The sequence below is a fragment of the Bifidobacterium ramosum genome (genome assembly GCF_009299505.1).
Classification (GTDB): domain Bacteria; phylum Actinomycetota; class Actinomycetes; order Actinomycetales; family Bifidobacteriaceae; genus Bifidobacterium; species Bifidobacterium ramosum.
Map to the genome: position 1 here is coordinate 13,190 of NZ_WBSM01000012.1, position 25,347 is coordinate 38,536.

Genomic DNA, 25,347 nt, shown 5'->3' on the forward strand with positions numbered 1-25,347 from the left:
GCGGCGGCCGCGGTCCACGACGACGCGGCCGCCGCACGTCGTAGGAAAGGACCCATCATGACCACAACTCTCATTCCCGTGCTGGCGATCTCCGGCTCCGACTCGTCCGGCGGCGCGGGCGCGCAGGCCGATCTCAAGACCATGCTCGCCAACGGCGTGTTCGGCATGAGCGCGATCACCGCGATCACCGCGCAGAACACGATGGGCGTCACCGGCGTGGAGAACATCTCCCCTGCCATGGTCGCCGCGCAGATCGACGCCGTATACGCCGACATCCCGCCGCAGGCCATCAAGATCGGCATGGTCTCCTCCGCCGAACTCATCAACGCGATCGCCGACCGGCTCGAGGCGCACGAGGCGAAGAACGTCGTGCTCGACCCGGTGATGGTCGCCACGTCCGGCGCGAAGCTCATCGACGACGACGCGATCGCCGCGCTCACCACGCGGCTGTTCCCGCTCGCCACGGTCATCACGCCGAACATTCCCGAAACCGAAGTGCTGCTCGAACTGCTCGAGCACCGCGACGCAGCGCTCGACACCGACAAGTGGGCCGAAACCGCGGAACAGTCGGCGTCCATCGCCGACGAAGCCGCCATGGAGACGGCCGGCCGCACCATCGCCGGCCACTTCGGCTGCGCGGCGCTCGTCAAAGGCGGTCACGGCGTGGCCGACGCGAATGACCTGCTGGCCGAGCCGGATGGCACGGTCACGTGGATCAACGGCGAGCGCGTCGACAATCCGAACACGCACGGCACCGGATGCACGCTGTCGTCGGCCATCGCGGCGAACCTCGCCAAAGGCGATGCGCTGCCCGACGCGATCCGTCACGCGAAGGCGTATCTGACCGGCGCGCTCAACGCGCAGCTCGACCTCGGCCACGGATCCGGCCCGATGGACCACGCGTGGGCGTGGCGTTAAACGCGAAGCCCTGAGCGATCACCAGCTCACCGGATCATCCAGACAAGCCAATACCCCGGATAATTACCCTAGATAATCCCTAAATAATAAGGAGTCCGATCATGCCCATTGATCGCAACGCCATCAAGCAGGAGGTTCCCATCGACCCGGAGACCGGCAAGCCGTATCTCAACACGGTCGCCGCGATCCAGGTGTCGGTGAGCGGCGCCGGTTCGGAGGTCTCGCCGTACGTGGCGCAGGCCATCAAGGTGATCCGTGATTCCGGCCTGCCGCAGGAGACCAACGCGCTGTTCACCGACGTCGAGGGCGACCTCGACGAGGTGCTGCATGTCGCCGGCGAGGCGGCCAAGAAGCTCGCCGAACAGGGATATCGCACGAGCCTCGTGCTGCACATGGACATCCGCCCCGGCTTCACCGGGCAGCTCACGGAGAAGCCCAAGCTCGTCGACGAGATCCTGAGCGAATAGGCCCGCCGTCGGCTCGGTTCCCGGGATTCGGGTCGCGCATCCCGGGAACCGTAAACCGCACAATATCGCACAATCGCACATCCATCTTCCGTGGCATCCCAAGGTTCCGCTAGGTGCAATCGCACATGGCTGGTTCCCGGGATCGTCCGCCGCGCATCCCGGGAATCGACGTCCACTATGTGACCCTTCCCAGTCATTCCACGCACACAAACCTAATCTATCGTCAAGGTCAACGCTCGCCTACACAATAGGCGGGCGTTCCGGGTTCAAGGCCAGCCTTCAGGCACACCGCGCATCCCACACAATGGGACCGTAAGAACGCCGATCCGCCGGCCAAGATTCCCAAGTAGAGGTTTGTATCATGACTGCTGCAGAACAGCAGATTTCCGCCGCCGCAACCGCCGCCCGCGCCAGCGAGGCAACCGCGGATCCGGCACAAGTGCAGGACATCATCTCGCGCGTGGACCGCGCCCATGAAACCACGATGTTCCATCGCATCGTCGCGCTCGTCGCGGCCGGCATGCTGATGGACAGCATCGACGTGTACATCGGCTCCGCCGTCGCGTCCAGCGCGCTGGCCACCGGCTGGTCCACCGTCAAGCAGAATTCGACGTTCATGTCGGCCGGTTTCCTCGGCCTGCTCATTGGTTCGTTGCTGGCCGGTTTCGTCGGCGATCTCAAAGGCCGGCGCACCGCCTATCAGATCAACCTGCTGCTGTTCGGCGGCTTCACGTTCCTCGGCGCGTTCGCCCCGAACATGGCCGTGCTCTCCCTGTGCCGTCTGGGCGCGGGCCTCGGCCTCGGCGCCGAGATCGTGACCGGCTTCGCGATGGTCAACGAGTTCGCGCCGATGAACCGCCGCGGCCACTGGTGCGCGATCGTCTCGCTCGTCGCCAACTGCGGCGTGCCGATCGCCATGCTGCTGTGCGCGTTCATCATCCCGCGCTGGAGCTGGCGTCCGCTGTTCGTCGGCATTGGCGTGGTGGCCGCCGTGATCTGGTGGCTGCGCCGCGACATTCCCGAATCCCCACGCTGGCTCGCCGTGCACGGCCGCTACGATGAGGCCGATGCGATCGTCAAGGAGATGGAAGCCAACGGCTCCGAGCCGGCCGGCGCATTCGACACCGCCGCCGACGCGGCCGCCGACGCTGCCGCGCAGAACCGCAACGCGGGCGGCCGTTCGCTCGGCATCTGCCTGCTCGTGGCGATCGTGGCCGTGGGCGCGACCAACGTGTGCTCGTACGCGTTCACCTCATGGGTGCCGACGATCCTCGTCAAGCGCGGCATCAACCTGTCCTCGTCACTCACCACGTCCACGCTCATGATGCTCGGCGCCCCGGTCGGATGCCTGATCGGCTCGCTGCTCATCGACCGCATCGGCCGCAAGCGCACGATCGTGCCCGCGTTCCTGTTCACCGGCGTGTTCGGCATGGCATACGCGTTCCAGACCTCGACCGCCGGCGCGATCATCGTCGGCTTCCTGCTCATGATGTGCCTGTACACGCTGATGGCGTCGGTCGTGGCCGTGTACGCGCCGGAGCTGTTCGCCACCAAGGTCCGCTTCCGTTGCGTCGGCCTCGCGAACGCGATCGCCAAGCTGCTCAACGTGCTCATGCCGATGGTGGTGGGCTGGATGCTCACCGCGCTTGGCGCTACCTCGATCTTCGTGTCGATCAGCGTGATCGCCATCTTCTCGATGCTCATCGTCGGCTTCTTCGGCGCCGAAACCTCCCAGCGCTCCGTCGGCTGATCCGGCCGCATCGCTTGCCAGTGGCGGAAAGGGCTCGCTGACGCACTCGTCAGCGAGCCCTTTCCGCCACTGGCGTTGTGCGTGTTGCGTACGGGAGGAGTCAACCGCAGGAAATACACGCTAAACCGCCGACCAGCGTGTACAACCCGCGATCCCAGTGTGGGTATCCGTGGGAAATACACGCCCATCAAGCCCCCAACGTGTATTTCCCACGGAAGCGGCTCGGGGTATCCCCGGGTTGCACACGCATTAGGCTCAGTCAGCGTGTGCAACCCGGGGATACCCCCGTCTACCGCAGAGGGATCACCGCCGACAGCGTCCATTCACCGTCCTGCGCATCGATGGTGAGCGCACCGTCGCGCGCGTCGAGCCGGGTCCGGTACCGGTTGAGTCCGGTGCCGAGACGCGGGGCATCACTATCCCGGCCGGACGCAGCGACGGAGTTCACAGCCGTGTCCACGAGCGCGACTTGCACAGCGTCGCGGCCGATGCCGATCGTGAGCACGTAGCCGGCGGCGGGGTCGGCATGTTTGGCGATGTTGCCGTACAGTTCCTCGAGAAATCCCTCGATCAGCTCGTCCGGCTCGGCGCCATCGTTCGCATTCGTGATGATCGTCTGACCGTCGAAGCCGAGTTCCGCAAGACGATGATCGCCGGCATGTGCAATCGTACGCAGCTGTGCGGCGAGCGGACAATCGTCGCGTTCGGCGTTCGGATTGACGACGGATGATCCGGATGAGCGCCGCGCATGATGACTCACAGACGACGATGCCAAGCCGAGATCATCGGATGTCCGATCGTCGATCAGCGGTACCGATGCTGACGCAACGGCCTCGGCACGACCGTTCATTTCCGCCGCCCGATGCCCGCCATCCCGTCCCTCGATCACGCCGATGACCTGATGCGTGCGATCGAGCGCGCCGGACGCCACGTCGCGCAATTCGCGCAGCTCCTCGACGCCGGGCGACTTGCCGTCGGCGATATCCTTGTCCAATCGCAGGATCAGGTACGCAAGATCGTTCGACACGTAGTCGTGGATGTCCTGCGCGGCGCGGGCGCGTTGACGGCGGTATGCGAGTTCCATGCGTTCGCTGTGCCGTTCGTGGTTCCAGCGTGCGGCCATGCCGCCGAGCAGGAATCCCGCGAACAGCACGATGACCGGTATGACGCCGGACATGGCGACCGTGCCGAGCAGGACGTGACGGTCGTCACCGCGACGGTCGCCGTCACCGGCGCCGTTGACGTCACCGTCGCCGGCGGATGCGGTGCCGTCCGTGGCGGCATGGTCGCCGGTGATCGTATCGGTGTGATCAGAGGCATCGGCGTCACCGTTCGATGATTCGTTGCTCGGCTCACGGCGGGCATCATCCGTACCGTTGGCGTCCGTAGTATCATCCGCGCTGCCGAGGGAGTCGGCGGATGATCCCGCGCTGTCGGCGTCTGTAGTATCGCCCGCGTCTCCGGCCGCATCATCGTCGGCATTCGTGGACATGCTACTGCCCGTGCCGCCACCCGAACCGACATGCCATTGCGGCAGCGCCACACCGCCCGCGGTGAACAGCCACGCGGCCAACGTCATCAGCGCGACCAGCGCCGCGATCCGCCGATTCGCATATCCCAGCACACCGACCGCAACCAGTACGGCGACCAGCGCCGCCGACGGCGTCTCGACCGGAGCCACGCACAGCACCGTCCACGTCATCGCCGTCAGCAACCCGCCGCTGACCGGCCGGAACGCCATCAGCACCACGGCCCACACCAAGCCGAACGCGCACATCGCATCCACGGCCCCCATATCGCCGTCGGTCAGACGTGTCAAGGTTTCAGCCGCACAGACCAACGCCACGATCAGCACCGCCGTCAGCAGCCATGCGTTGCCCGTACGCCGATCGGCGTCGGCCAGCCGGTCCAGCCATCCGGTCATCGTCACTCCGATCACTAGAACACGTGCCGCCGCACGCAGATCGAAATTGCGTGGGCGCGGCTGCGGGCGCCAAGTTTGGCGAGCGCCCGCCGTTCGAACGTGGCGACCGTCGGCACACCGACGCCGAGCCGATCCGCGATTTCACGTGTGGTCAGTCCGTCCGCGTACAGCCGCAGCACGTCCCGCTCCTTGGGCGACAGCGCCCCGCGACCGGCGTCGTAGGACGTGTCCTCCAGCAGCGTGTGCGCTTCGGCCGCGTCAAGGAACCGCACAGCGCCACTATCGTCAGTGCCGCTATCGCCAGCACCGTCCATACCGTCCGCACCATTCGTCGCCAATCCCCGCGCGGCGCGGCGGATCGCCACGGCCATGCCGGCAAGATCGGTTTTGCCGACCAGCGCCTGCATGCCGCAGCGCACCGCCTCGTCGAGGAACGAGCCGACCGCATACGAGGTCACGCCGACCACGCCCACATCCGCGCGTTTGACGCGGATCGCACGGCAGACCTCGGTACCGGGCACGTCGTTCATCGACATGTCGGTCACGAGCACGTCCGGCCGTTGCGCGCGGTTCAGGCATCGGCTGATCGCGACCGCGCCAAGCTCGCATGTCCAGACCACGTCGAACCGCACGTCCATGCGCGCGATCATCGTCGACAACACGGCCACCGCATACGGATCGTTGTCGACAATGCCGATGCGGATGCGTACGTTCGCATCGTCGGCAGCAGCACCGTGTCCGCTCCGCCCATCGTCGCGCATCATGTCCATGCCGCACCTCCCCGTCATCATCATGCCGCCCGCGCGGCCACGTCGTCGCGCCGCGTCATACGCGCTATGACATCCATCATTCCACGGCTCGCGCCTGTTCCATACTGGAATCACCACAACACGCCGGAACGGACGCGCCGCACGCCGCACGTCCCGGCTTGAAGACGGACCGTCGCACGACCGTCCGGAAAGGAGGCCATCATGACCTCGGTACACATCGATTCCGTCACGCGGGATCCGAACACACCACGCGGCGACGATCCCGATCGCCGCACGCCGCACACCGCTCCACGTTCCATGCGACGTTTCACGCAATGGTTCACCGAACACTGCACTTGGAACCGCGCCCATTGGATCGGCGTCATCGCGCTGGCGACGCTGCTGTTGCTGGTCACCTATTCCCGGCTCGTCACATTCCTGCCCGAACTCGACGGCCGGCCGATTCCGGACGGTTTCGTGTGGGTGCCCGTTATGACGGCCGGCTACTGGCCGGTCGGCTTGGGCGTTGCGAATCTGGCTCTCGGCTCGATCCGTTCCGGTTCGCTCTCGTTTCCGACGGTCAGCGCGCTGATGGGACCGCTCGGCTTCGGCTGGGCGCATCTGCGCATGGTCGGCTATGTCGAATACCGCCGGTGGTCTGATTGGCTGGCGTTGATGCGCGCGCACGGCGGCGAACTACTGGTGCAAACGTTGTACGGCAGTGCGGTGCTGCTGTTTGCCTACGCAGCGGTGGCGTTCGCCTGCTACGCGATCGGCCGTTACGGATTGCGCAGGCTGTTTCTCGCGCCGCCGCCGACAAGCGCGAGCGGCCGCATGCTCGCGTGGGCGCGGCGTGACGCGGTGCGGTTCGGCTGCTGGCTGACGCTGGCGATCACGTATGGATTGGTAATTGCGTTCTCGCTGATACGCGGCGAACTGGCGATGGCCGGCGCGTTGATGATCAATTTCGTGGTGCCGCCGGTGCTGCTGGTGACGTGTGGCGCATACGCGAGCCGTGACGCGGCGATGCCGGGCGGACGCCAGGTCGCCGGTCCGGAAACGACCGCAGACGAAGCCGGACTTGACGACAGCAGACGGCGAGCGGTTCCCGATTGGCTGCGCTCGCTGCTGTTCCCTGCGGTCGGGTCGCTGATCGGCACGGTTGCGGTATTCGCATTGGTTGCACAGTATCAGGACGAATGCCCGATCAACGGCGTGTGCACGCCGATCGGCGGCGGCTGGTTCATCGACTGGACCACACTGGTCGATACGGTGCCGTCGTTCCTGGTGCTGTATCTCGTCGCCGGCTATCTCGGCTACGGCGTGGTGCTGGCCGTACGGCTGATTGCGCGGGCCGTCCGTCGCCGCCGGCACTAAAGCCTCCGTAACGGCGCTAAAGTTTCCGTCGGCACTAGAGTCTCCCGTACGCCGTACGGATCCCTCTATACCATCCCCCTAAACAGACGCTTCTCCCCACCTTCTTAACGGACATACAGCCGATTTGGGCAGGTAAATCGACTGTATGTCCGTTGGAGGGATACGTCGAACAACGCGCAGGAACGCTCAGGGACACAAGAATCCGTCACCAACACCGCAAATCACACCTCCCCCAACGGACATGCAGCCGATTTTCCTACCGCAATCGGCTGTATGTCCGTTAAGAGCGAGAAGACATGCCATCACGGCGCTCGCTCCTCCCCCGCCTTTCACACCATTCCTCTCTTCAACGGGCATACAGCCGATTCGCCCGGCTATATCGGCTGTATGTCCGTTGAAGGAAGAGAGCCGTGATCACCACTGCATTGTGATACACTATCGTTAGTTTGATGATTTAACTATATAATCGACATACCGCAAGGCAGGCGACCAATGACATCACGAGTTCTGGTGGCGGGCATCGACACCTCCACGCAATCGACCAAGGTACGCGTCACCGATGCGGCGACCGGCACACTGGTGCGCTTCGGCCAAGCACCGCATCCGGACGGCACCAGCTGCGATCCGAACGCGTGGTGGAACGCGTTTCTCGCGGCGAAGGATCAGGCGGGCGGCCTCGACGACGTCGCCGCACTGGCGGTCGGCGGCCAGCAGCACGGCATGGTACTGCTCGACCGGCAGGGCCGCGTGGTGCGCGACGCGTTGCTGTGGAATGACACCCGCTCGGCGCCCGATGCGGAACGGCTGATCACCGAGCTGGGCACCGCCGGCAAGGCCGCGGACGGTTCCGAAGACGATCTCGCCGACGACCCGGTCATGCGAGGCCGCCAGCGCTGGGTCAGGGCCGTCGGATCGTCGCTCGTCGCGTCGCTGACGATCACCAAGATCGCATGGGTCGCCGCGAACGAGCCGGACAACGCACGTCATGTCGCCGCGGTCTGTCTGCCGCACGACTGGCTGAGCTGGCGCATCGCCGGCCACGGTCCGGTCACGGACAACGAGAGCGCCGATCTCGACGCGCTGTTCACCGACCGTTCGGACGCGTCGGGCACCGGCTACTTCGATTCGGCGACGAACGAGTACCGCATGGACCTGTTTCGACTGGCGTTCGGCCGCGACGACGTGATCCTGCCGCGCGTGCTCGGTCCAACGGAAATGGGTGCAGTAGCCGATCCCGCGATCGCCGGCAAGAACGTTCCCGACGGATGCGTCATCGCGCCGGGCGGCGGCGACAACGCGATGGCCTCGCTGGGTCTCAGCATGGGCGTGGGCGACGTGTCGATCAGCCTCGGCACGTCGGGTGTAGCCGCGGCCATCTCCCCCGTGCCCGCGTACGACATGACCGCATCGGTGACCGGATTCGCCGACTGCACCGGTCACTGGCTACCGCTCGCCTGCACGATCAACGGGTCGCGCATCGCCGACGCGGCCCGCAACGCGCTCGGTGTCGGGTATGACGAGCTGGCCGATCTGGCCGCTCAGTCTGTGCCGGGTGCGCACGGCGTCACGCTGATCCCGTATTTCGACGGCGAACGCACGCCGAACCGTCCGGATGCGACCGCGACGCTGCACGGCATGACGCTGCACAATACGACCCGCGCGAATATCGCCCGCGCGTTCGTGGAGGCGCTGCTATGCTCGCAGCGCGACTGTCTCGAGTTGGTGAAGGGCCTTGGCGTGGATGTCAAGCGCATCCTGCTCATCGGCGGCGGCGCGAAGTCGTCCGCGGTGCGCGCATATGCGCCGTCGATCCTCGGCATGGACGTACTGTTGCCGAAGACCGACGAATACGTGGCGATCGGCGCGGCACGTCAGGCCGCGTGGGTGCTGGACGGCGCGGCCGAGCCGCCGGCATGGGAGCTGACCATCGAGGACACGCTCACCGGCGAGCCTACGCCGAACGTGTACGCCCAGTACGTTCGGTACCGCGGCTGACCAACACGGCCGATCATCGGCACCCGCTCGGACGCGCCCCACCCTGTCCCGTCCCGTGTGTTGCGTGTGCATCCGTAGGAAACCCACCCCCTCCTGTCGTGTATGGCGCGACATGACGTTGGCGCATCGGCGATCCCGCATCTAGACTGGACGCAGGGGCAAGGGAAGGGGCGCAACGTGGCATCATCGGTACCATCAGCGGCATCATCGGCGGCAACATCAATGTCTGCGACACCGGCCTCTGCACCGGCTTCCGAGACCACGTCAATGCCCACCCCGCCGCATACCATCCGCGTCGCCATCGTGGACAACGATCCGTACGCCTTGTTCGGCCTCGCCGCGCAGGTCAAGGCATGCGGCCCGCGGTTCGCGGTCATCTGGCAAAGCGAGCTCGGCGCGGTCGCGTTCCAGAAGGCGCTCGACCCGCGCACCGCCCCGGATGTCGTGCTGGTCGACATGTCGCTTACCGACATGCAGGGCCCCGACCTGTGCGCGCAGATCCGCCGTCGCTCCCGCACGATCGGCCTGATCGGCATTACGTCGCGTCCGGTCGAGCAGTACCGCGATCCGATGATCGAGGCCGGCGCGCAGGGACTCGTCGGCAAACGCATCAGCCCACAGTCGCTCGCCCACGCGCTTGCACAGGCCGCACACGGCGAGCCGATCACAGCAATCGCAACGCCCGCAGCACCGTCTCCCACCGCAACGCCCGCATCATCATCCTCAACCGACGACCGCACGTTCCAGTCCATCGCTGCATCCTTCGTCCGCGTGAACGCCGGCCGCACACGCGGCACCACGCTGTCCGACCACGAGCGCGAGGCGCTTGCTCTGTATGCCGACGGCCTGAAAACCGCGCAGGTCGCCACGCGCATGGGCATCACCGTGTCGAGCGTGCAGACACTGGTCAACCGTGCCAAGACCAAGCTCGGCGCGTCCAGTCTACCGCAGGCCATCCGTATCTGCACCGAACGCCGTCTGCTGGCGAGCGTCGCGGATGAGCAACAGGTTTAGCGAGCGCCGATGACCAGCGCACCGACATCCCGCCCGTCGCTATCAGGCGATCGCCTCCACGAGTTGTCCGGCACGTCGTATCGTAGCGCGCCGGACAGCCCGGCATCGGTAGCGCCGAACTCCGCAGCATCACCGAAGCCAACGTTGTCATACACGGTGCGATCGATGGCCGCACATATGGCCGCACGGTACGCCTCGCGTCGTTGGGTTGGTACGTTCGGCGCGCTGTTCGCCGCATACCTCACACTGGGATCGCTGATCGTCGCGTTCGTCAGTTACGTCGACCATCCCGTCTGGCTGGCGGTCACGACCATGCTCGCGTCGGCCGGATGCCTGCTGCTGCCCGGTCTGCCGACAGTCGGCGCCGGGTTGGTCACCGCATTGTGGTCGCTGGCTCCGATCGTGTCCGCCGCCGGGTCGGATACATTGATGCCTCCGCATCTGGGGTATGCCGCGTTGTTCGCGGCCGGCGTGGCCGCGTATTTCGGTGTCCGACGGTATCTGCCACTGCTGGCTGCCGCGTTCGGCGTGTATCTGTGCGGCATGTTCGGCGTGATCGGCGCAGGTACGGCTGGCTCGGTTTCAGGGGGCATGATCGGGTCATCGGGCGACCTGTTCGGCGTACTGAATACGGTCGCGGAGACGGCGATACGGTTCGCATTGGCGACGGTCGCCGGTGTCGCGTTGCGCGAACAACAACGCAAGCAGACCGCGGAGGCCGCGTTGGAACGCAGTCGGATGACGTTGGAGCGCCATCGTTCGCAGCAGACGTTGGCCACGGGGATTCATGACGGGATAGCGAACAAGCTCGCATTTCTGCTCATGACGTTGGATCGGCACATCGACGGCGATACGGTGATCGGCGGCGAGGAGCTGCGGCGGATGCGCGACTGTGCGGACGAGGCATATGCGAGCAGTCACGACCTGATCCGCATGCTGAGCCGTGACGACACGTCGCCGTCTTCGCAGCCCGACGCGGCCGATGATATCGGCAGGCACGCCGGCGTTGATGAGGATGGGCCGATGCGGTCGGCCACGACGGCGGACAACGGGACGACGGGCGCAACGCACTCGGCATGCGATATGCACGGCACACGAAACGTCACGTATGGCCAAGACTCGGGTGACGTGGCGATCGCGAGCGGCATGGACCCATATGGCATGTCGTTTACGGACGGACCGGACTCGCGCGACGGCGCGACATCGCCGTCCGTCACCGGGTACCGGTGGATCGGCGTGATCGCGGATGCGCTGCGACGATACGACGAGCAGCTGTCGGAGGCCGGGTTCGACGGGGCCGGCCTGCCGCCCACGTCGGCGAGCGCACCGCCCGCGGTGAGCGCGGCGGTGTTGGACGAGACGTTGGCGTTGCTCGGCGAACTGTATGCGAACGTGATCAAGTACGCCGATTCCTCACGACCGTACATCGTCGCGGTGAATGCGACGGCCGACCGTATCGTCGTCACCTGCGCCGATACGATTGCGGGTGGATCGGATGATGCCGGCAACGCCGTCGGCACAGTCGATATGGACGGTACGGCCAATACGGACGGTACGGACAGGATCGCCGATATGAACGACGGCACCGATCATACGGCCGACGGCGGCGGGTCGGCATGCACGCCGACCGGCATCACGCGGTCTCACATACACGGTTCCGGCACCGGCCTCGCCCGCCGCCGCGCACAGATCGAACGACTCGGCGGCATATTGACCGTCGCAGCCGACGGCGACGCATGGCATTGCGAGGCCATTCTGCCGTATTCGGCGTGAGCCAAACCGGTCACGCCCTTTGCTCCCATCAAGCCGACTGAGGGAAGCAAGGAACCGCGCCTATCCGTCATGAATCGCACGACGCGAGCTTGGGCAGACACCCCCGCACGCGCACACTGGAATCATCCGGTCACCCCGACCGGTTCACCCCGCAAGGAGGTCGTCATGAGCACCATCACCCATTCCCGCGCACGGCGACTACGCATCATCGCAGCCATCGTCGCGCTCATCATCATCGCTGCGGCCGGCATCGCTTACGGCGTCGTGCGGTCGCACCGGCCGTACTACACGATGCTGGTCCTCGGCGACGCGTCGGCGACGTCGCGCACGCAACGGCTGCGCGACGGACTGGTCACCGCCGCCGGCCTGGACGACGATCAGGTCACCGTCGACGATCTGCGCGACGACGTGTCGCCGAGCATCGACGCCGACATTCCGACGCAACTATCGGATGCCGACCGTCAACGCATCATCGACAGGATGATCACGTTGCAACGGCGGGGCGGCGTCGCACTGATCGCGCCGGCGGCGCTGTTCGACGCGACCACCGACCAGCAGACCTGTACCAACGATCTGGCGGGCGCGGTCTCGCTCAGCGGCGTCCGTTCCCCCGATTCGGGAACGCTGCCGTTGAGCGCGTCGTTCGCCAAGACGCTGCCGGATGATGCGTGGTACTACACCACCTGCACCGACGGCAAGACCACGCTCGACCCGACCACGAACGACGATCTGTCGAGACGTTGCGAATACGACGCGGACCGCGGTTCGACGATCTGCGCCACGGACCGCGGGGCGACGGAATACCGTCCGGCAGCGAGCGTGGTCCCGCCGGGCGACGACGCGCACGTCTACGACAACGTCGACTCGTACGTCTGGGAACAGCACGGCATGCTGGAACGATACGACGTCACACCGCAGGGGTTGGATCTGCGGCGGTCGGCCACATGGACGACGCTCGGCGGCGGCGCGACTACGGCGGACGCCGATTACGTGGTCGCGTTCTTCGCCGACGGGAATCTGAACAGCCAGGCGACCACGCTCAACGACGCATTCGCCCGCTATCTCAAGCTGTAGTTCACATCCCATATGGCGAACGTATATCCGAACACATCGCAACGTATATCGCAAGGAGGTTGGTTACGATGTCCGACGTTATTCTTGGACCCACGAATCCGAATCATGAGGTCGCCGGCACGCTGGCCGAGCCGGGTGCGTACGAGATCATGTTCGACCCGCGCAACCGCAGGCCGAGGACGAAACGGCAACGGCTGCTGATCAGCGTGGCGTTCGTATTGGTCGCCTTGCTGATGGTGGCGTCGCTGGCGCGGCTCACCGTCGCCACGCCACCGAAGCTACGCGTCACGCTGGTCGATGCAGGCCAGTATGGCACGGCGGTCGACGATCTGGCGAAGGATTTCATCGCCACCGCCAACCTGCGCGATCGCGACGTTGCGGTGACGACGGTGGACGGCACCGACGCCGACGCGTTGCGCGCATCGTTGCGCAGGCTACGGCGCGACAACACGACCGATCTGGTGATCGCGCCGGTTTCGACGTTCGATCGGCTCGCCGGCGACGAGCTCGTCGCACGATTCGATGCGGACGATGTCAGCGCGCTGATCAGTGCACAGGCGCCGGATTCCGGCGACGACGGTGATGTCGGCACCAACGAAGGCAGCAGCGGCGATGCGGCCTCGCAACCGCCGGTCGTGTTGCGCACGACGTGGTACGAACTGCCGATCGACGGCGAGGCCGGCCATGCACCCGGCGTGGGCAGCCTTGCGTGGACGTGTACGCAGCCGGCGGCGGACGACGACGTGGATCAGTTCGCCAGCACGACCTGCATGGCCGACGCGAGCGGATACACCGATGCCGGCGATATCGATAGTGGCACGAACGCTGCGAACGCCGACGGCGGCAAGGACGGCGACCATAACGGCGACGCCGTCGAGCGGCGAACGTATGCACCGACAGCGATCGTGGCGATCCCCGACGATGTCAATGTGACGACGGCCACCGACGGCTCGCGAACGTGGACGCAGACCGGTCCGATGGCCATCCGTCAGACCGCCGTGTACGGATTGCGCATGGACACGTCCACGCGCTGGACCACGATGCAACGGCACGCCGGCGCGGCGACGAACGCGCGCACCGACTACGTGATGGGCGTGATCGGTTCCGATCAGATACAACACGGCCCGACCGTCGATGGCCTCGCCGCCCGGTTCATCGCCTACCTCGCGTTCCGCGCATAACCCTTGCTCCACAGCAGGTATTCCCGCCTTCTTCAACGGACATCCAGCCGATTTGGATACTCGAATCGGCTGGATGTCCGTTAAGGGTAAGAGCGACAAAGAGTGGATGCTCGGGCTGTCACGTCATTCCCCTCTTTAACGGACATACAGCCGATCCGCATACCAAAATCGGCTGTATGTCCGTTAAGGGGTATTGCGACGACGAGCGTCAGAGCTGGCCGTTGCGGCGCAGACCGGCGCGCATGGCGATGCCGATCAAGGAAAGACCGAAGGCGGTAATCGCAGCGATGATCATGGCCCGTCCTTTCTCTCGGTGTGGATAACTGTCGTTAACGATACGCTGCGCATGTTGCGCGACATCGCGCGCCATCGAACGTCACGGTAACGTCCGTAACATCGCCGACATCATATGCGATACGCCCGTCGGCATACGACGACCGATCCGTCCGCCAACATGCCGTCGAACGAATCCCCCCTACGGCACGTCCGGCGGCACGGTCGGTCATGTGATGCACGTCACATCAGGCGACGTGCGTCACATGCAGACCGCGCGGAATCACGCCTCGGCGAGCGCGTCGATGATGTAGTTGTTGATTGTCGCCTTGACGGACTCGAGATGATCGGACTTGGTCGCGGCGATGAGCTCGGACTGCGGTTTGTCGATCGCATACTCGGCCAGCGACGCCAACGTGGCGGTGCCGTCCTCGACGGTCGCGCCGATGCCGGAGTCGAAGGAGCTGTAGCGGGCCTCCTGCAGGTCCTCGATGTAGTGGTCCTCGTGCATCTTGGCGGCGACCAGCAGGCCGGCGGCGTAGGAGTCCATGCCGGCGATGTGCGCGCGGAACAGGTCCTCCGGCGTGAACGAGGTGCGACGCGGTTTGGCGTCGAAGTTCAGGCCGCCGCGCGGGCCGATGGAGCCGGCGGCGAGCACCTCCCACATCACGGCGACGGTTTCATACAGGTCAGTCGGGAACTCATCCATGTCCCAGCCGATGAGCTTGTCGCCCTGGTTGGCGTCGAGCGAGCCGAGGAAGCCGGCCTCGCGCGCCACGCGGATCTCATGCTGGTAGGTGTGGCCGGCGAGGTTGGCGTGGTTGCCTTCGAGGTTGAGCTTGAACACGTCGGTCAGGTCGTAGGTGCGCAGGAAGTTGATGGCGGTGGCCGCGTCGAAGTCGTACTGGTGGAGGGTCGGCTCCTTCGGCTTCGGTTCGATGAGGAACTGGGCGTCCATGCCGATCTCCTTGGCGTAGTCGGCGCACATGTGGAAGAACGCGGCGATGTGGTCCTGCTCGCGCTTCATCTCGGTGTTCCACAGGTTCTCGTAGCCTTCGCGGCCGCCCCAGAACACGTAGTTCTCGGCGCCGAGACGCTTGCCGATCTCGAGGCTCTTCTTGAGCTGGCCGGCGGCGTAGGCGTAGATGTCGGCGAACGGCGAGGTGGCTGCGCCGGAGACGAAGCGCGGGTTGGTGAACAGCGAGGAGGTGTTCCACAGCAACTTGACGCCGGTGGCCTTCATGTTCTCCTCGATCTTGTCGACGACCTTGTCGAGGTTGGCGTTGGTCTCGCGCAGCGTGTCGCCTTCGGGAGCGATGTCGCGGTCGTGGAAGCAGAAGTATTCGACGCCGAGCTTGGTGAACAGTTCGAAGGCGTAGTCGACCTTGGCGAGGGCCTGATCCATTGGATCGGTGTACTTGTAGTACGGGCGTTGCGCGGTGCCGGTGCCGAACGGGTCGACGAGTTCCTGGTTGAAGGTGTGCCACCAGGCGACGCCGAAGCGCAGCCAGTCCTTCATCTTCTTGCCGGCGACGACCTTGTCGGCATCGTAATAGTGGAACGCGAGGCCTTCCTGCGGTCCCTTCTCGCGGCCGACGTACTCGATCTTGTCGATATCCCACAGACCCATGGTGAGCTCCTTGATGACTTCGTTGTAAGGGGTGGTGATTGATGACGGAATGTATCGTACGTCGTCGTCGGTTATTTTGTCAAATCATTTAACTTTATTGACGACGTGCGTGTCGTGCACGGCCGAGCGCACGTACTGCACCGGTGAGCATGCGCACCGTGCCGGTGAATATACGCACTATGCCGGTGAGTATACGCACCGCGACAGTGAGCATACGACTTCTCTCGGGACGCATCATCTCCTCTGTGACGTACATCCACTTCCCCCAACGGACATACAGCCGATTCAGAGGGCAAAAACGGCTGTATGTCCGTTGGAGAAGATGAGACACACGCTCCCGAAAACGCGACATTCCTACCTTCCCTAACGGACATACAGCCGATTTACCCCACAGTTTCGACTGTATGTCCGTGGAAGAAAGCGCATAGATCTGGGCGACCGGCAGATCATCATCGCTCACAAGCCATGAGATACCACCGCACGCTGAACCACGGAACTCGTCCTCCCCCAACGGACATACGGCCGATTCGGGAAGTGGAATCGGCTGTATGTCCGTTGGAGAAGATGAGACACACGCTCTCAAAAACGCGACATTCCTACTTTCCCTAACGGACATACAGCCGATTTACCCCACAGTTTCGGCTGTATGTCCGTTGAGGAGGAAGGCACGAGAGCACGAGAGCGACGGCGCGTCGGACGAAGCGTCAGTTGAACTGTCAGTCGGCCGATCAGTCGGACAAATCGTCAGTCGGCCGATCAGTCAAATCGTCAGCCGATCGTCAGATAAGACAGCGGATCGTCGAACAGGCGACGCAGACCGGTCACCGCGGCGCCGTAGAGTGCCGGATGATCGACGATCGGCGGAAACAGCAGCCGCACTTGCTCGACGTCACGCGCCATGATCTGCGACTGCACCCGCCGTTCGAGATCGGCGCGCAGCGGCTCGCCGAAACCGCTCCACAAACCGCCGAGCATCACCGTGTCCACGTCAATCACGTTGATCACCGACGCGATCGCGCACGCCAACGCATCCACGGCATCGTCGACCGCGGCCGTCGCCGACGCATCCCCCGCATGCCACGCCTCGATCAGCCGCGGCACCAACTCGGGCTGCGCGGCATCGCTGCCCTTAGCCAATCCCGCGGCGATCATCATCGCACGTCGGCCGGCGTACATCTCCAGGCATCCGCGACGGCCGCACCCGCACATCACGCCATGCCGGTCCACGCTGCAGTGGCCGATCTCGCCGGCGAACCCGCGGTCGCCGCCCACCACCTGCCCGGCACGCGCATACGCACCGCCGATGCCGATGTCGGTGGACACGTACAGAAACGAATCGAACGCGTCGATCGGCCACTCCCCATGCGCGCGCGGCGTCGCATAGCCGGGAATCTGCGCGATCGCGGCCAGCGTGGCTTCGTTCGTGGCGATCGCATCGAGACGATCCACCACGGCGAACCGACGCAGGTCAAGGTTCCGCCATCCGAGATTGCGCGCCGTCAGCAGCACGCCGTCGCCGGCAACGAGACCCGGCAGTGCAAGTCCGGTGCCGACGATCGCGCAGCCGTCGGCCGCGAGTCGGGCCTCCACCGGACGCAGCATCGCATCGAGCCGATCGAAGATGTCATCCGGCCGCACGTCGTCCATGGCCTGCGTGCGCCACGCCTCGTCGACAACGGTACCGCTGACATCGAGCACGATGTAGCCGAAACCGTCGGTATTGATCTGCACGCCGATGCCGGCCCAATGACCCGTGTCGAACGCGAGCGGCGTGCTCGGGCGGCCGTGCGCCGTCGACACGGGCGCCGGACTGAGCTGGTGGATCACGTGATTGGCGAGCAGCATGTCACTCAGCAGCGACAGCGTGGCCTTAGTGAGGCCGGTTTCCTTGGCGAGCGCGGCGCGGCTCAGCGGCGCGACGGAACGGGCGAGCGTCGACAGCACCACGGACAGGTTGTGGTTGCGCAGGTCGTCCTGGTTGATTCGCCTGGTCAGCGGCACGTCGCCCACCTTTCCGCCGGCGCACGGCGGTTGATCCGACACGCCGCACGCTATGAAGTATCTCCTCTCCGAGCCTACAATGCGCACCCAACGTCCGGTGGGGCTGCCGGCCAGCAGCAGCCGCAGCGGGCTCCCAGAACCGCAGTGGGCTCAGTATTCCTCGCGGTACTTGAGCGGCTTGCCCGCAACGTGCCGAGCCAGCTCCTCGGCCACGTTCAGGCCCATCGCATGCAGTTCCGAACCGGTCGAACCGGCGATATGCGGCGTCAGAATCACGTTCGGCATGTCCCACAACGGCGAATCGGACGGCAGCGGCTCAGGCCACGTCACGTCAAGAATCGCATTGATGCGACCGGTCTGCAGCTCCGCGATCAACGCATCATGGTCGACCACGCGACCGCGCGCCGAGTTGAGCAACGTCGCCCCGTCCTTCATCAGCGCAAGCTCGCGTGCGCCGATCATGCCACGCAGCGGCGGAATATCCGGCGCATGCAACGATACGATATCGGACTGGCTCATCACCATGTCAAGATCGGCCTTGACCGCACCGTACGACGCGGTTTCGTCGGCGGACATGTCGATCGCGTACGCCAGCACGTCGAGCCGCGTCATCTGCAGCATGGTCATAAGCCGCCGGCCGATACGCGACGACGCACACACCAGGCCAACCGTCTTCTCATAGTTGCCAACGTTCGCAAACACGCTCTGCACGTCGACCCACGCGCCCCAGCCGCGCTGTTCGTGGTACATGCGTTCGGCGCGGAAGAACTGCTTGTTGGCGAGCAGGATGTTCGCGAAGCAGTATTCGGCGACCGGCAGACCGTTGAGATACCCCGAGTTCGACAGCGCGATGCCGCGCGTTTTGGCCATCTGCTTCGCCTCGTCATCGGTGAAGATACGATCGGCCGCGCCGCTCGCCGCGAAAATGGCCTTCAGGTGCGGCATCGCGTCGAGCACGGACACGTCGACGAGCCGCTCCGCACCCCAGCCGGTGATGATGTAGTCGGCCCTGGCGACGCGCTCCGCGTTCTCCGGATCACGGAAGTCCTCGACGACGGCCGGGTTACCCGCATCGTCGCGGTCGTAGTCGGCCGCGAGATCGAGCGTGCGCCACGCGTCGGCGCCCATGATTTTGCCGACGAGATCGGCCGGATGGAACGAGAAGACGACGGACGGTTTGGCTGCGGATTCGGCGACGGATGATGTTGGTACGGTCTGCTGCGACATGCGATGCTCCTTCGGACAGCCGGCGGCGGCCGGTGTATTCGTCGCCGATTGTACGCTGCGGTACGTTGCGAATCCGTCGCTTTGCCATCTGTTGCACACGCCGCGTCGTCATCCTGCATCGCAATAACGGATCCCCACCTCATACATCCCGCGCACGATTCACGCACGGTTTCCGCAATACCGTACACAAGGCAGCCGCATGCGTACGGTATTGCAGGCGCTCCTGCAAAACCGTACAGACAGAGGCTCCTTGTGTACGATACTGCAGACGCTCCTGCAATAACGTACGCTACGAGTCGGTATGTGTACGGTATTGCAGGTGCTCCTGCGAAAACGTACGTCAGACATCCGCACCAGTACGGTATTGCAGACGACTCCACGAAAACGTACGACGAAGAGACGTATGCGATCCACGTCTGACGGCACGGATCACGATGCGCAGCCCAACAACGGACATACAGCCGATCGCACTGGCCGAATCGACTGTATGTCCGTCACGAGAAACATAAGCAGATGCAACTCAATCCCTCAACGGACATACAGCCGATTCGGGCACCCCAGTCGACTGTATGTACGTTAGGGACAGACAGAACCCACCATCCCAACGGACATACAGCCGATTGCGAGGAGGAAATCGGCCGTATGTCCGTTAGGAGAGCCAAACAAAGGATCAGCATGCCCCACGGACATACAGCCGATTGCAATGGGCGAATCGACTGTATGTCCGTTACAAGAGAAGGACCGACGGGATGGGAAGGATCAATGGACAGGACATCCGGTCGATACATCCCATCAACATCGGCCGAATGCACGTCGATCAGGAGCCGTGCCACGACCCGCCGCCCCCCCCTCATGCCGTTGCGGAAATCCGCCCACATGTATACCATAAGGTATAACGTAAAACATAAGCGTTTCCAACCGCTGCGCACCACGTCGACGCACCCACGCCAACCCACAGCCGTCGACGCACCCATGCACAACGCAACGTAACGCAACAACGCACCACCACCGCAAAGGAGCACCTATCATGAACGACACCTGCCACATCACCATCGACACATCGCACGTCGTCGGCAATCTCGACCACTCGTGGCGCTACCTCGGCTACGACGAATGCAACTACACCTACATGCCCGAAGGCAAGGCGCTGCTCACGAAGTTTGGCGACCTGCCGGACGCGCCGTACTACGTGCGCACGCATTTCATGTTCTGCAACGGCAGCTGCCACGGCACGCAGAAGTTCGGTTCGACGAACCTCTACCGCGAGGACGCCGACGGCCGCGCGATCTACGATTTCACCTACTACGACCTCATGCTCGACACGATCCTCGCCACCGGCAATAAGCCATTCGTCGAGCTCGGCTTCATGCCGCAGCCGCTCGCCGACCCGAGCTATCGCAAGCAGCCCGCGCTCGGCGGCGTCAACGCGTACCGCGAGGTCGGCTGGACGTATCCGCCGGCGGACTATGGCAAGTGGCACGACTTCATTCGCACCGTTGCGACCCATCTCGCCGACCGGTACGGCGAGGACGAGATTCGGACGTGGTATTTCGAATTGTGGAACGAGCCTGACATCTTCTACTGGTCCGGCACCGACGACGACTACTGCACGCTGTTCGACTACACCGAGCACGCGCTGCATGACGCGCTTCCCTCGGCGCGACTGGCCGGCCCCGCATGCACCGGCATCTTCCTGCACAACGGATCGCGCGCGCTGATGCGCACCTTCCTTGCCCACTGCCGCGAGGGGCGCAACCGCTGCACCGGCGAGACCGGCACGCGGCTCGACTTCATCACGTTCCACGCGAAGGGCTCGTGGCTGCCCGGCGACGACACGGCCGCCAAGTCGGTGCCGAGCGTGGGCAGTCTGGTTCATCAGGTGGACCTCGCGCTGGATGTCATCGCCGAGGAGGGGTTCGGCGACCGCGAAGTCGTGATTTCGGAAGCCGATCCGGACGGCTGGGCGGCGGGCGGCATCGCCGACAATCCGAACATGCGGTTCCGCAACACCGAGTACTACGCGTCGTACGTGGCGGCGACGTACACGCGGCTGCACGAGCTGTGCGTACGTCGCAACGTTACGGTGCGACCGTTGGCATGGGCGTTCATGTTCCCGCAGGAGGAGTGTTTCGCCGGAACGCGTACGTTCGCGACGCAGGGCATCGACAAGCCGGTGATGAACGCGTTCCGCATGTTCTCACGGATGGGCGATCATGAAGTGGCGTTGCGCAGCGATCATGCGGTGGATCCCGCGGTCGACCGTCGGCTGATCGCGGACTTCGACGAGGCCGCACCGATGCGATACACCGGCGAAGGCGCACAGACGGTGGTGTCCGGCTTCGCGACGGCGGGGCGCGGGGCGGCGGCCGACGGCGTTCATGGCAACGGGGCCGACGGCTGTGCGAACCTGCAGGTGCTGTTGTACTCGCACTGCGACGATATCGACGTGCATGACAATCGTGATGTGGAGTTACGTATCGACGGACTGGATGCGGGACGGTATCGCGTGACGCAGTATCGGGTCGACGGCACGCATTCCAACGCGCATACAGTATGGCTTGCGGAGGGCAGTCCGAAGTATCCGACCGGCGCACAGTATGATGCGATCCATACGGCGGGCGAACTGGAGACGCTGGAACCAGAGCGGACGGTCGAGGTGACGGATGATGCCGATCATGCCGCAACGCTGCGGTTCGCGATGCCAACGCACGCCGTCGCACTGATCACGCTGACGCGGCTATAACCTCGACTGCAACTCTTAACGGACATACAGCCGATTGACGGGACCAAATCGACTGTATGTCCGTTGAACAGTCAGCCATGACATGATGATCGGCAATCCCAAACATCGCGATACGGCACCCCCTCTAACGGACATACAGCCGATTTAACCCCATCAATCGGCTGTATGTCCGTTAGGGGAAAGAGGCTGAAGCACGAGACCATCGTCGATAAGAAACATCACCCATCGAGGCAGTCCACCGCATCACATCACCATATAACCTTGACGGACATACAGCCGAAAACCACCCCGCAATCGGCTGTATGTCCGTTAAGGGGGCGGGATCGTCAGAGTCTCATTGAGGCACAACTCACACGCGCGAAGGCACAGTGCTCACGCGAAGGAGCAGCTCATGCGAAGACGCAACGGTTCACGCGGCTCTGACGGCAGGGCACGAGCGGAACGTCAGCCGCGACTCACGCGGCGCCGCAGCCGCAGGACTCGCGGCAGTGGAGCGCGAACGAGGCGGTCGTCTGCCGCGCGTCGCCATCGTACGAGCCGTCGATGCGGTCGACGAGCATGTCGACAGCCTGTTTCATCATGCCGTGCACGTCCAGTTCCACAGTGCTCAGCCGCGGCACGGTGAACTCACCCATGGTGATACCGTCCGAGCCGATCACCCGCACATCGTCGGGCACGCGCACGCCTCGATCCGCAAGGCCGCGGATCACGCCGAGCGCCAGCGTGTCGTTGCAGCACACCAGCCCGTCCGCGTCGAACCCACCGCGATCCACTAGCTCACGCCCGAGATCGACGCCGACGAAATACCGCCATTCCCCGCCGATCATCCGGTCGTCCACGGCATCCGCGACCATCAGCCCGGCCTCGTCCATCGCACGCAGGAATCCGCGCAGCCGCAGGCCGACCACCGGCGTTACCCCCGGAGCTGCCGCCTGCTCGCGCGACGCGCCCACCAGCATGATCCTGCGGCATCCGGTCTCGATCAGGTGACGCGTCGCCGCATAGGCCATCTCCTCGTGCGGGGTGAGGATGTTGTCGAAGATCCGGGTGCCTGAGTAGTCGTCGAGCATGACGATCGGCTGGTTCCGGTTGAGCTTGCGGATCGCGTTCGCCGTCATGCCGCACGGGTCGAGGATCATGCCGTCGCAGGACTGCCGGTTGATCTCGCCGACCGCGTCGCGCAACGTCTGCGGGTCCTGCTCGGTCTGCATGACGAGCGAATGATAGCCGCGGCCCGTGCAGACGTGCTTGACGTGCGTGACCATCTTCGCGTAGATCGTCGAGACATCGAGGCCGCGCACGACCAGTTCGATCATGCCGGTTTTGCCGTATCTGAGGCTACGCGCGGCCATATTGGCCGAATACCCGAGCTCGCGCGCGGCCGCTCGCACGCGCTCCTCGGTCCATTTCGACACGTGCTCGCCGCCGCGCAGCGTATAGGAGACGGTCGCGGGAGACACTCCGGCGCGCTCCGCCACATCCTTGAGCGTGACCATGATTGGCTCCTTTTCGCACGAGAATCCATAATGGGAGAACAATCGTCGACCGTGTTCGTAACGATACAAATCTATATCCTACACGTGCGCCCGCCTTCCCCAATCGGGAACGACGGGCGCACGAACACGACCAGACGATCGATGGGACGAGCCATCGCCCGGACAAGCCATCGACCGAACCGACCGCCGACCGCAGGCCAGCGACGCGTCTCAGCCGATGATCGTAACGTCGCCCACGTTGCCGAGCACGGTGATGTTGGCGTCCTCCAGCGTCGCGCACGGCCGTCCGTTCCGCCGCATGTTCACGATGCGAATGTCGCGCACCGGATGCCCGGCGTCGTAGCCGCCGATCAGCGACGGCTCCTCGTCGCCGGCCAACACACCGTCCGAGACCGTCACGTCCACGTCCTCGATACGCACATGTTCGATCAGCCGTCCGGGCGCGGGATTGTAGTCCTTGTTCCACTTGGTCTCGATGTCGAGCACGCGGCCGTGGGTGATGCGTTCGATGCGGATGCCGCGCCACGTGACGTCGCGCACGGTGTTCTTGTCACCCGCGTTGATGGCCATCACGCCCAGATAATTGGCCTGGTATTCGTTGTGTTCGAGCACGTCGATGTTCTCGAAGCGGATCGACTCGAGCACGTCGCCGTCGTGTTCGTGGTCGCCATGGGTGCCGATCATCATCGGATGCGCCACGTCGGCCCACAACGTGCAGTCGTGCGCGTACACGCCCCGCGAGCCGCCGCGGTACTGCCATCGAGAACCGTACACGGCGATGCAGTCGTCGGACGTGCGCAGGAAGCAGCCGTCGATCTCCACGTCCTCGCAGGCCATCATGTCGACGCCGTCCGACCAGCCTTCGCAGCTGAACGACTTGAGGTTGCGGATGGTGACGTTGCGCGACGAGCCGAGGAACACCGAGTAGTGCGGCGGGTTGATCAGTACCAGACCTTCGACCGTCACGTCATGGGAAAAGCCGATCGTCACACCGTTCGCGCCGGCGTACCGCTTGAAATCGTTGAGGTAGAGCACGCCGCGGCCGCGCACGGTCACGTCTTCGGCATGGTCGATGACGAGCGATCCCTCGACGACCGCGCCGCCCGCGAAGACGACGTCGGTGTGCGACGGGATGCGCCACGTGCCGTCGGCGATGTAATGGTAGCCGGGTTCGATGCGCACGGTCGCGCGCGGCTTGCCCGACGCGAGCACCGCCGCGATCCCCTGGTTCACCTCATACCAGCTCAGCGTGGACGGACGGTCGGGCGAGCCGTGCACGGTCACGTCGGCCGGTTCGGATGCCGGTTCCGGCTGCAGCGCCCCGGCGAAGACATGCAGGTTGTGGACGCGGTTGCGGTTGATCTCGACGCTCAGGTTGGCGGGATGATCAAGCATGAACACGAGCCGGTTGCGACCGACGATATGCGGTTCGACGCCGCGAGAGAGCGGGCGGATGTCGGCGCGGTACATCTCGTACCAGCCGTTGACCACGACTTCGACCTCGACGCGGCCGTTGAAGTCGAAGTAGCACATCGACGATTCGCGCGGGTCGTGCATGTCGACGCGCACGCGGTAGACCGGCACGGTCTGCCAGCCGGATTCGTCGGCGTCGTCGAACGATGCGGGATCATGCGAGATCGGGCGCACGCGCACCGTGTATTCGTCGCGCAGCACGGCCAACGCGGGTGCCGGGTACACGCGCACGCCGTTGCCAAGCTGTTCCGTGGTCATATCAAAAACCTTTCCCCATGGTCT

At 64.6% G+C, this 25,347-nt stretch carries 18 protein-coding genes; 10 read left to right on the forward strand and 8 right to left on the reverse strand.

The genetic code is table 11. The annotated features are described in order from the left end of the window. Nucleotides 1-57 precede the first annotated feature (57 nt). From thiD to DSM100688_RS09880, 3 genes are all read left to right on the forward strand, one after another. Complete coding sequence (thiD, locus tag DSM100688_RS09870) at nucleotides 58-918, forward strand: bifunctional hydroxymethylpyrimidine kinase/phosphomethylpyrimidine kinase (protein ID WP_152358928.1); 861 nt, start codon at nucleotides 58-60, stop codon at nucleotides 916-918. Nucleotides 919-1,019: 101 nt separating this feature from the next. Next, entirely contained in the window at nucleotides 1,020-1,385 is a 366-nt protein-coding gene (locus tag DSM100688_RS09875; RefSeq protein WP_152358929.1) for a thiamine-binding protein, read from the forward strand. A 361-nt stretch (nucleotides 1,386-1,746) separates the two neighbouring features. Next, nucleotides 1,747-3,135, forward strand: a complete 1,389-nt coding sequence (locus DSM100688_RS09880; protein ID WP_152358930.1) for an MFS transporter — start codon at nucleotides 1,747-1,749, stop codon at nucleotides 3,133-3,135. Nucleotides 3,136-3,424: 289 nt separating this feature from the next. Here the strand turns inward: DSM100688_RS09880 and DSM100688_RS09885 are convergent, their stop codons facing one another. After that, the gene (locus DSM100688_RS09885) at nucleotides 3,425-5,059 is read right to left on the reverse strand and encodes a sensor histidine kinase (protein WP_152358931.1); all 1,635 of its coding nucleotides are present in this window, start codon (nucleotides 5,057-5,059) and stop codon (nucleotides 3,425-3,427) included. A gap of 14 nt (nucleotides 5,060-5,073) precedes the next feature. Beyond that, complete coding sequence (locus tag DSM100688_RS09890; RefSeq protein ID WP_239519431.1) at nucleotides 5,074-5,829, reverse strand: response regulator transcription factor; 756 nt, start codon at nucleotides 5,827-5,829, stop codon at nucleotides 5,074-5,076. 201 nt (nucleotides 5,830-6,030) lie between these two features. On the opposite strand from DSM100688_RS09890, the gene DSM100688_RS09895 reads away from it, so the two are divergent. From DSM100688_RS09895 to DSM100688_RS09920, 6 genes are all read left to right on the forward strand, one after another. Further along, complete coding sequence (locus DSM100688_RS09895; RefSeq protein ID WP_152358932.1) at nucleotides 6,031-7,185, forward strand: hypothetical protein; 1,155 nt, start codon at nucleotides 6,031-6,033, stop codon at nucleotides 7,183-7,185. Nucleotides 7,186-7,677: 492 nt separating this feature from the next. Then, nucleotides 7,678-9,180, forward strand: a complete 1,503-nt coding sequence (locus DSM100688_RS09900; protein WP_152358933.1) for a xylulokinase — start codon at nucleotides 7,678-7,680, stop codon at nucleotides 9,178-9,180. Nucleotides 9,181-9,483: 303 nt separating this feature from the next. Continuing rightward, entirely contained in the window at nucleotides 9,484-10,194 is a 711-nt protein-coding gene (locus tag DSM100688_RS09905) for a response regulator transcription factor (RefSeq protein WP_163146947.1), read from the forward strand. A 165-nt stretch (nucleotides 10,195-10,359) separates the two neighbouring features. Then, a complete protein-coding gene (locus DSM100688_RS09910) occupies nucleotides 10,360-11,967 on the forward strand; it encodes a hypothetical protein (protein WP_152358935.1) in 1,608 nt (535 codons plus the stop codon). A 165-nt stretch (nucleotides 11,968-12,132) separates the two neighbouring features. Further along, nucleotides 12,133-13,041 (forward strand): hypothetical protein, encoded by a 909-nt coding sequence (locus DSM100688_RS09915; protein WP_152358936.1) that lies wholly within the window; start codon nucleotides 12,133-12,135, stop codon nucleotides 13,039-13,041. A gap of 68 nt (nucleotides 13,042-13,109) precedes the next feature. Then, nucleotides 13,110-14,222 (forward strand): hypothetical protein, encoded by a 1,113-nt coding sequence (locus tag DSM100688_RS09920; protein WP_152358937.1) that lies wholly within the window; start codon nucleotides 13,110-13,112, stop codon nucleotides 14,220-14,222. Between the two features lie 208 nt (nucleotides 14,223-14,430). Here the strand turns inward: DSM100688_RS09920 and DSM100688_RS11835 are convergent, their stop codons facing one another. The 4 genes from DSM100688_RS11835 to DSM100688_RS09935 form a co-directional block, all read right to left on the reverse strand. Next, nucleotides 14,431-14,592, reverse strand: coding sequence for a hypothetical protein (locus DSM100688_RS11835; RefSeq protein WP_163146946.1), 162 nt, complete (start codon nucleotides 14,590-14,592; stop codon nucleotides 14,431-14,433). A gap of 186 nt (nucleotides 14,593-14,778) precedes the next feature. Beyond that, nucleotides 14,779-16,125: a xylose isomerase gene (xylA, locus tag DSM100688_RS09925; protein ID WP_152358938.1), complete on the reverse strand. Its 1,347-nt coding sequence runs from the start codon at nucleotides 16,123-16,125 to the stop codon at nucleotides 14,779-14,781. Nucleotides 16,126-16,893: 768 nt separating this feature from the next. Next, nucleotides 16,894-18,126: an ROK family protein gene (locus tag DSM100688_RS09930; protein ID WP_152358939.1), complete on the reverse strand. Its 1,233-nt coding sequence runs from the start codon at nucleotides 18,124-18,126 to the stop codon at nucleotides 16,894-16,896. 150 nt (nucleotides 18,127-18,276) lie between these two features. Next, nucleotides 18,277-19,353, reverse strand: a complete 1,077-nt coding sequence (locus tag DSM100688_RS09935) for a hydroxyacid dehydrogenase (protein WP_152358940.1) — start codon at nucleotides 19,351-19,353, stop codon at nucleotides 18,277-18,279. Nucleotides 19,354-20,380: 1,027 nt separating this feature from the next. Here DSM100688_RS09935 and DSM100688_RS09940 point away from each other — a divergent pair. Continuing rightward, nucleotides 20,381-22,096 carry a GH39 family glycosyl hydrolase gene (locus DSM100688_RS09940; protein WP_152358941.1) on the forward strand — a complete coding sequence of 572 codons (1,716 nt, stop codon included), beginning with the start codon at nucleotides 20,381-20,383 and terminating at the stop codon, nucleotides 22,094-22,096. Between the two features lie 455 nt (nucleotides 22,097-22,551). Here the strand turns inward: DSM100688_RS09940 and DSM100688_RS09945 are convergent, their stop codons facing one another. Beyond that, nucleotides 22,552-23,592: a LacI family DNA-binding transcriptional regulator gene (locus DSM100688_RS09945; RefSeq protein WP_152358942.1), complete on the reverse strand. Its 1,041-nt coding sequence runs from the start codon at nucleotides 23,590-23,592 to the stop codon at nucleotides 22,552-22,554. A gap of 210 nt (nucleotides 23,593-23,802) precedes the next feature. Then, a complete protein-coding gene (locus DSM100688_RS09950) occupies nucleotides 23,803-25,323 on the reverse strand; it encodes a glycosyl hydrolase family 28 protein (RefSeq protein WP_152358943.1) in 1,521 nt (506 codons plus the stop codon). Nucleotides 25,324-25,347 lie beyond the last annotated feature (24 nt).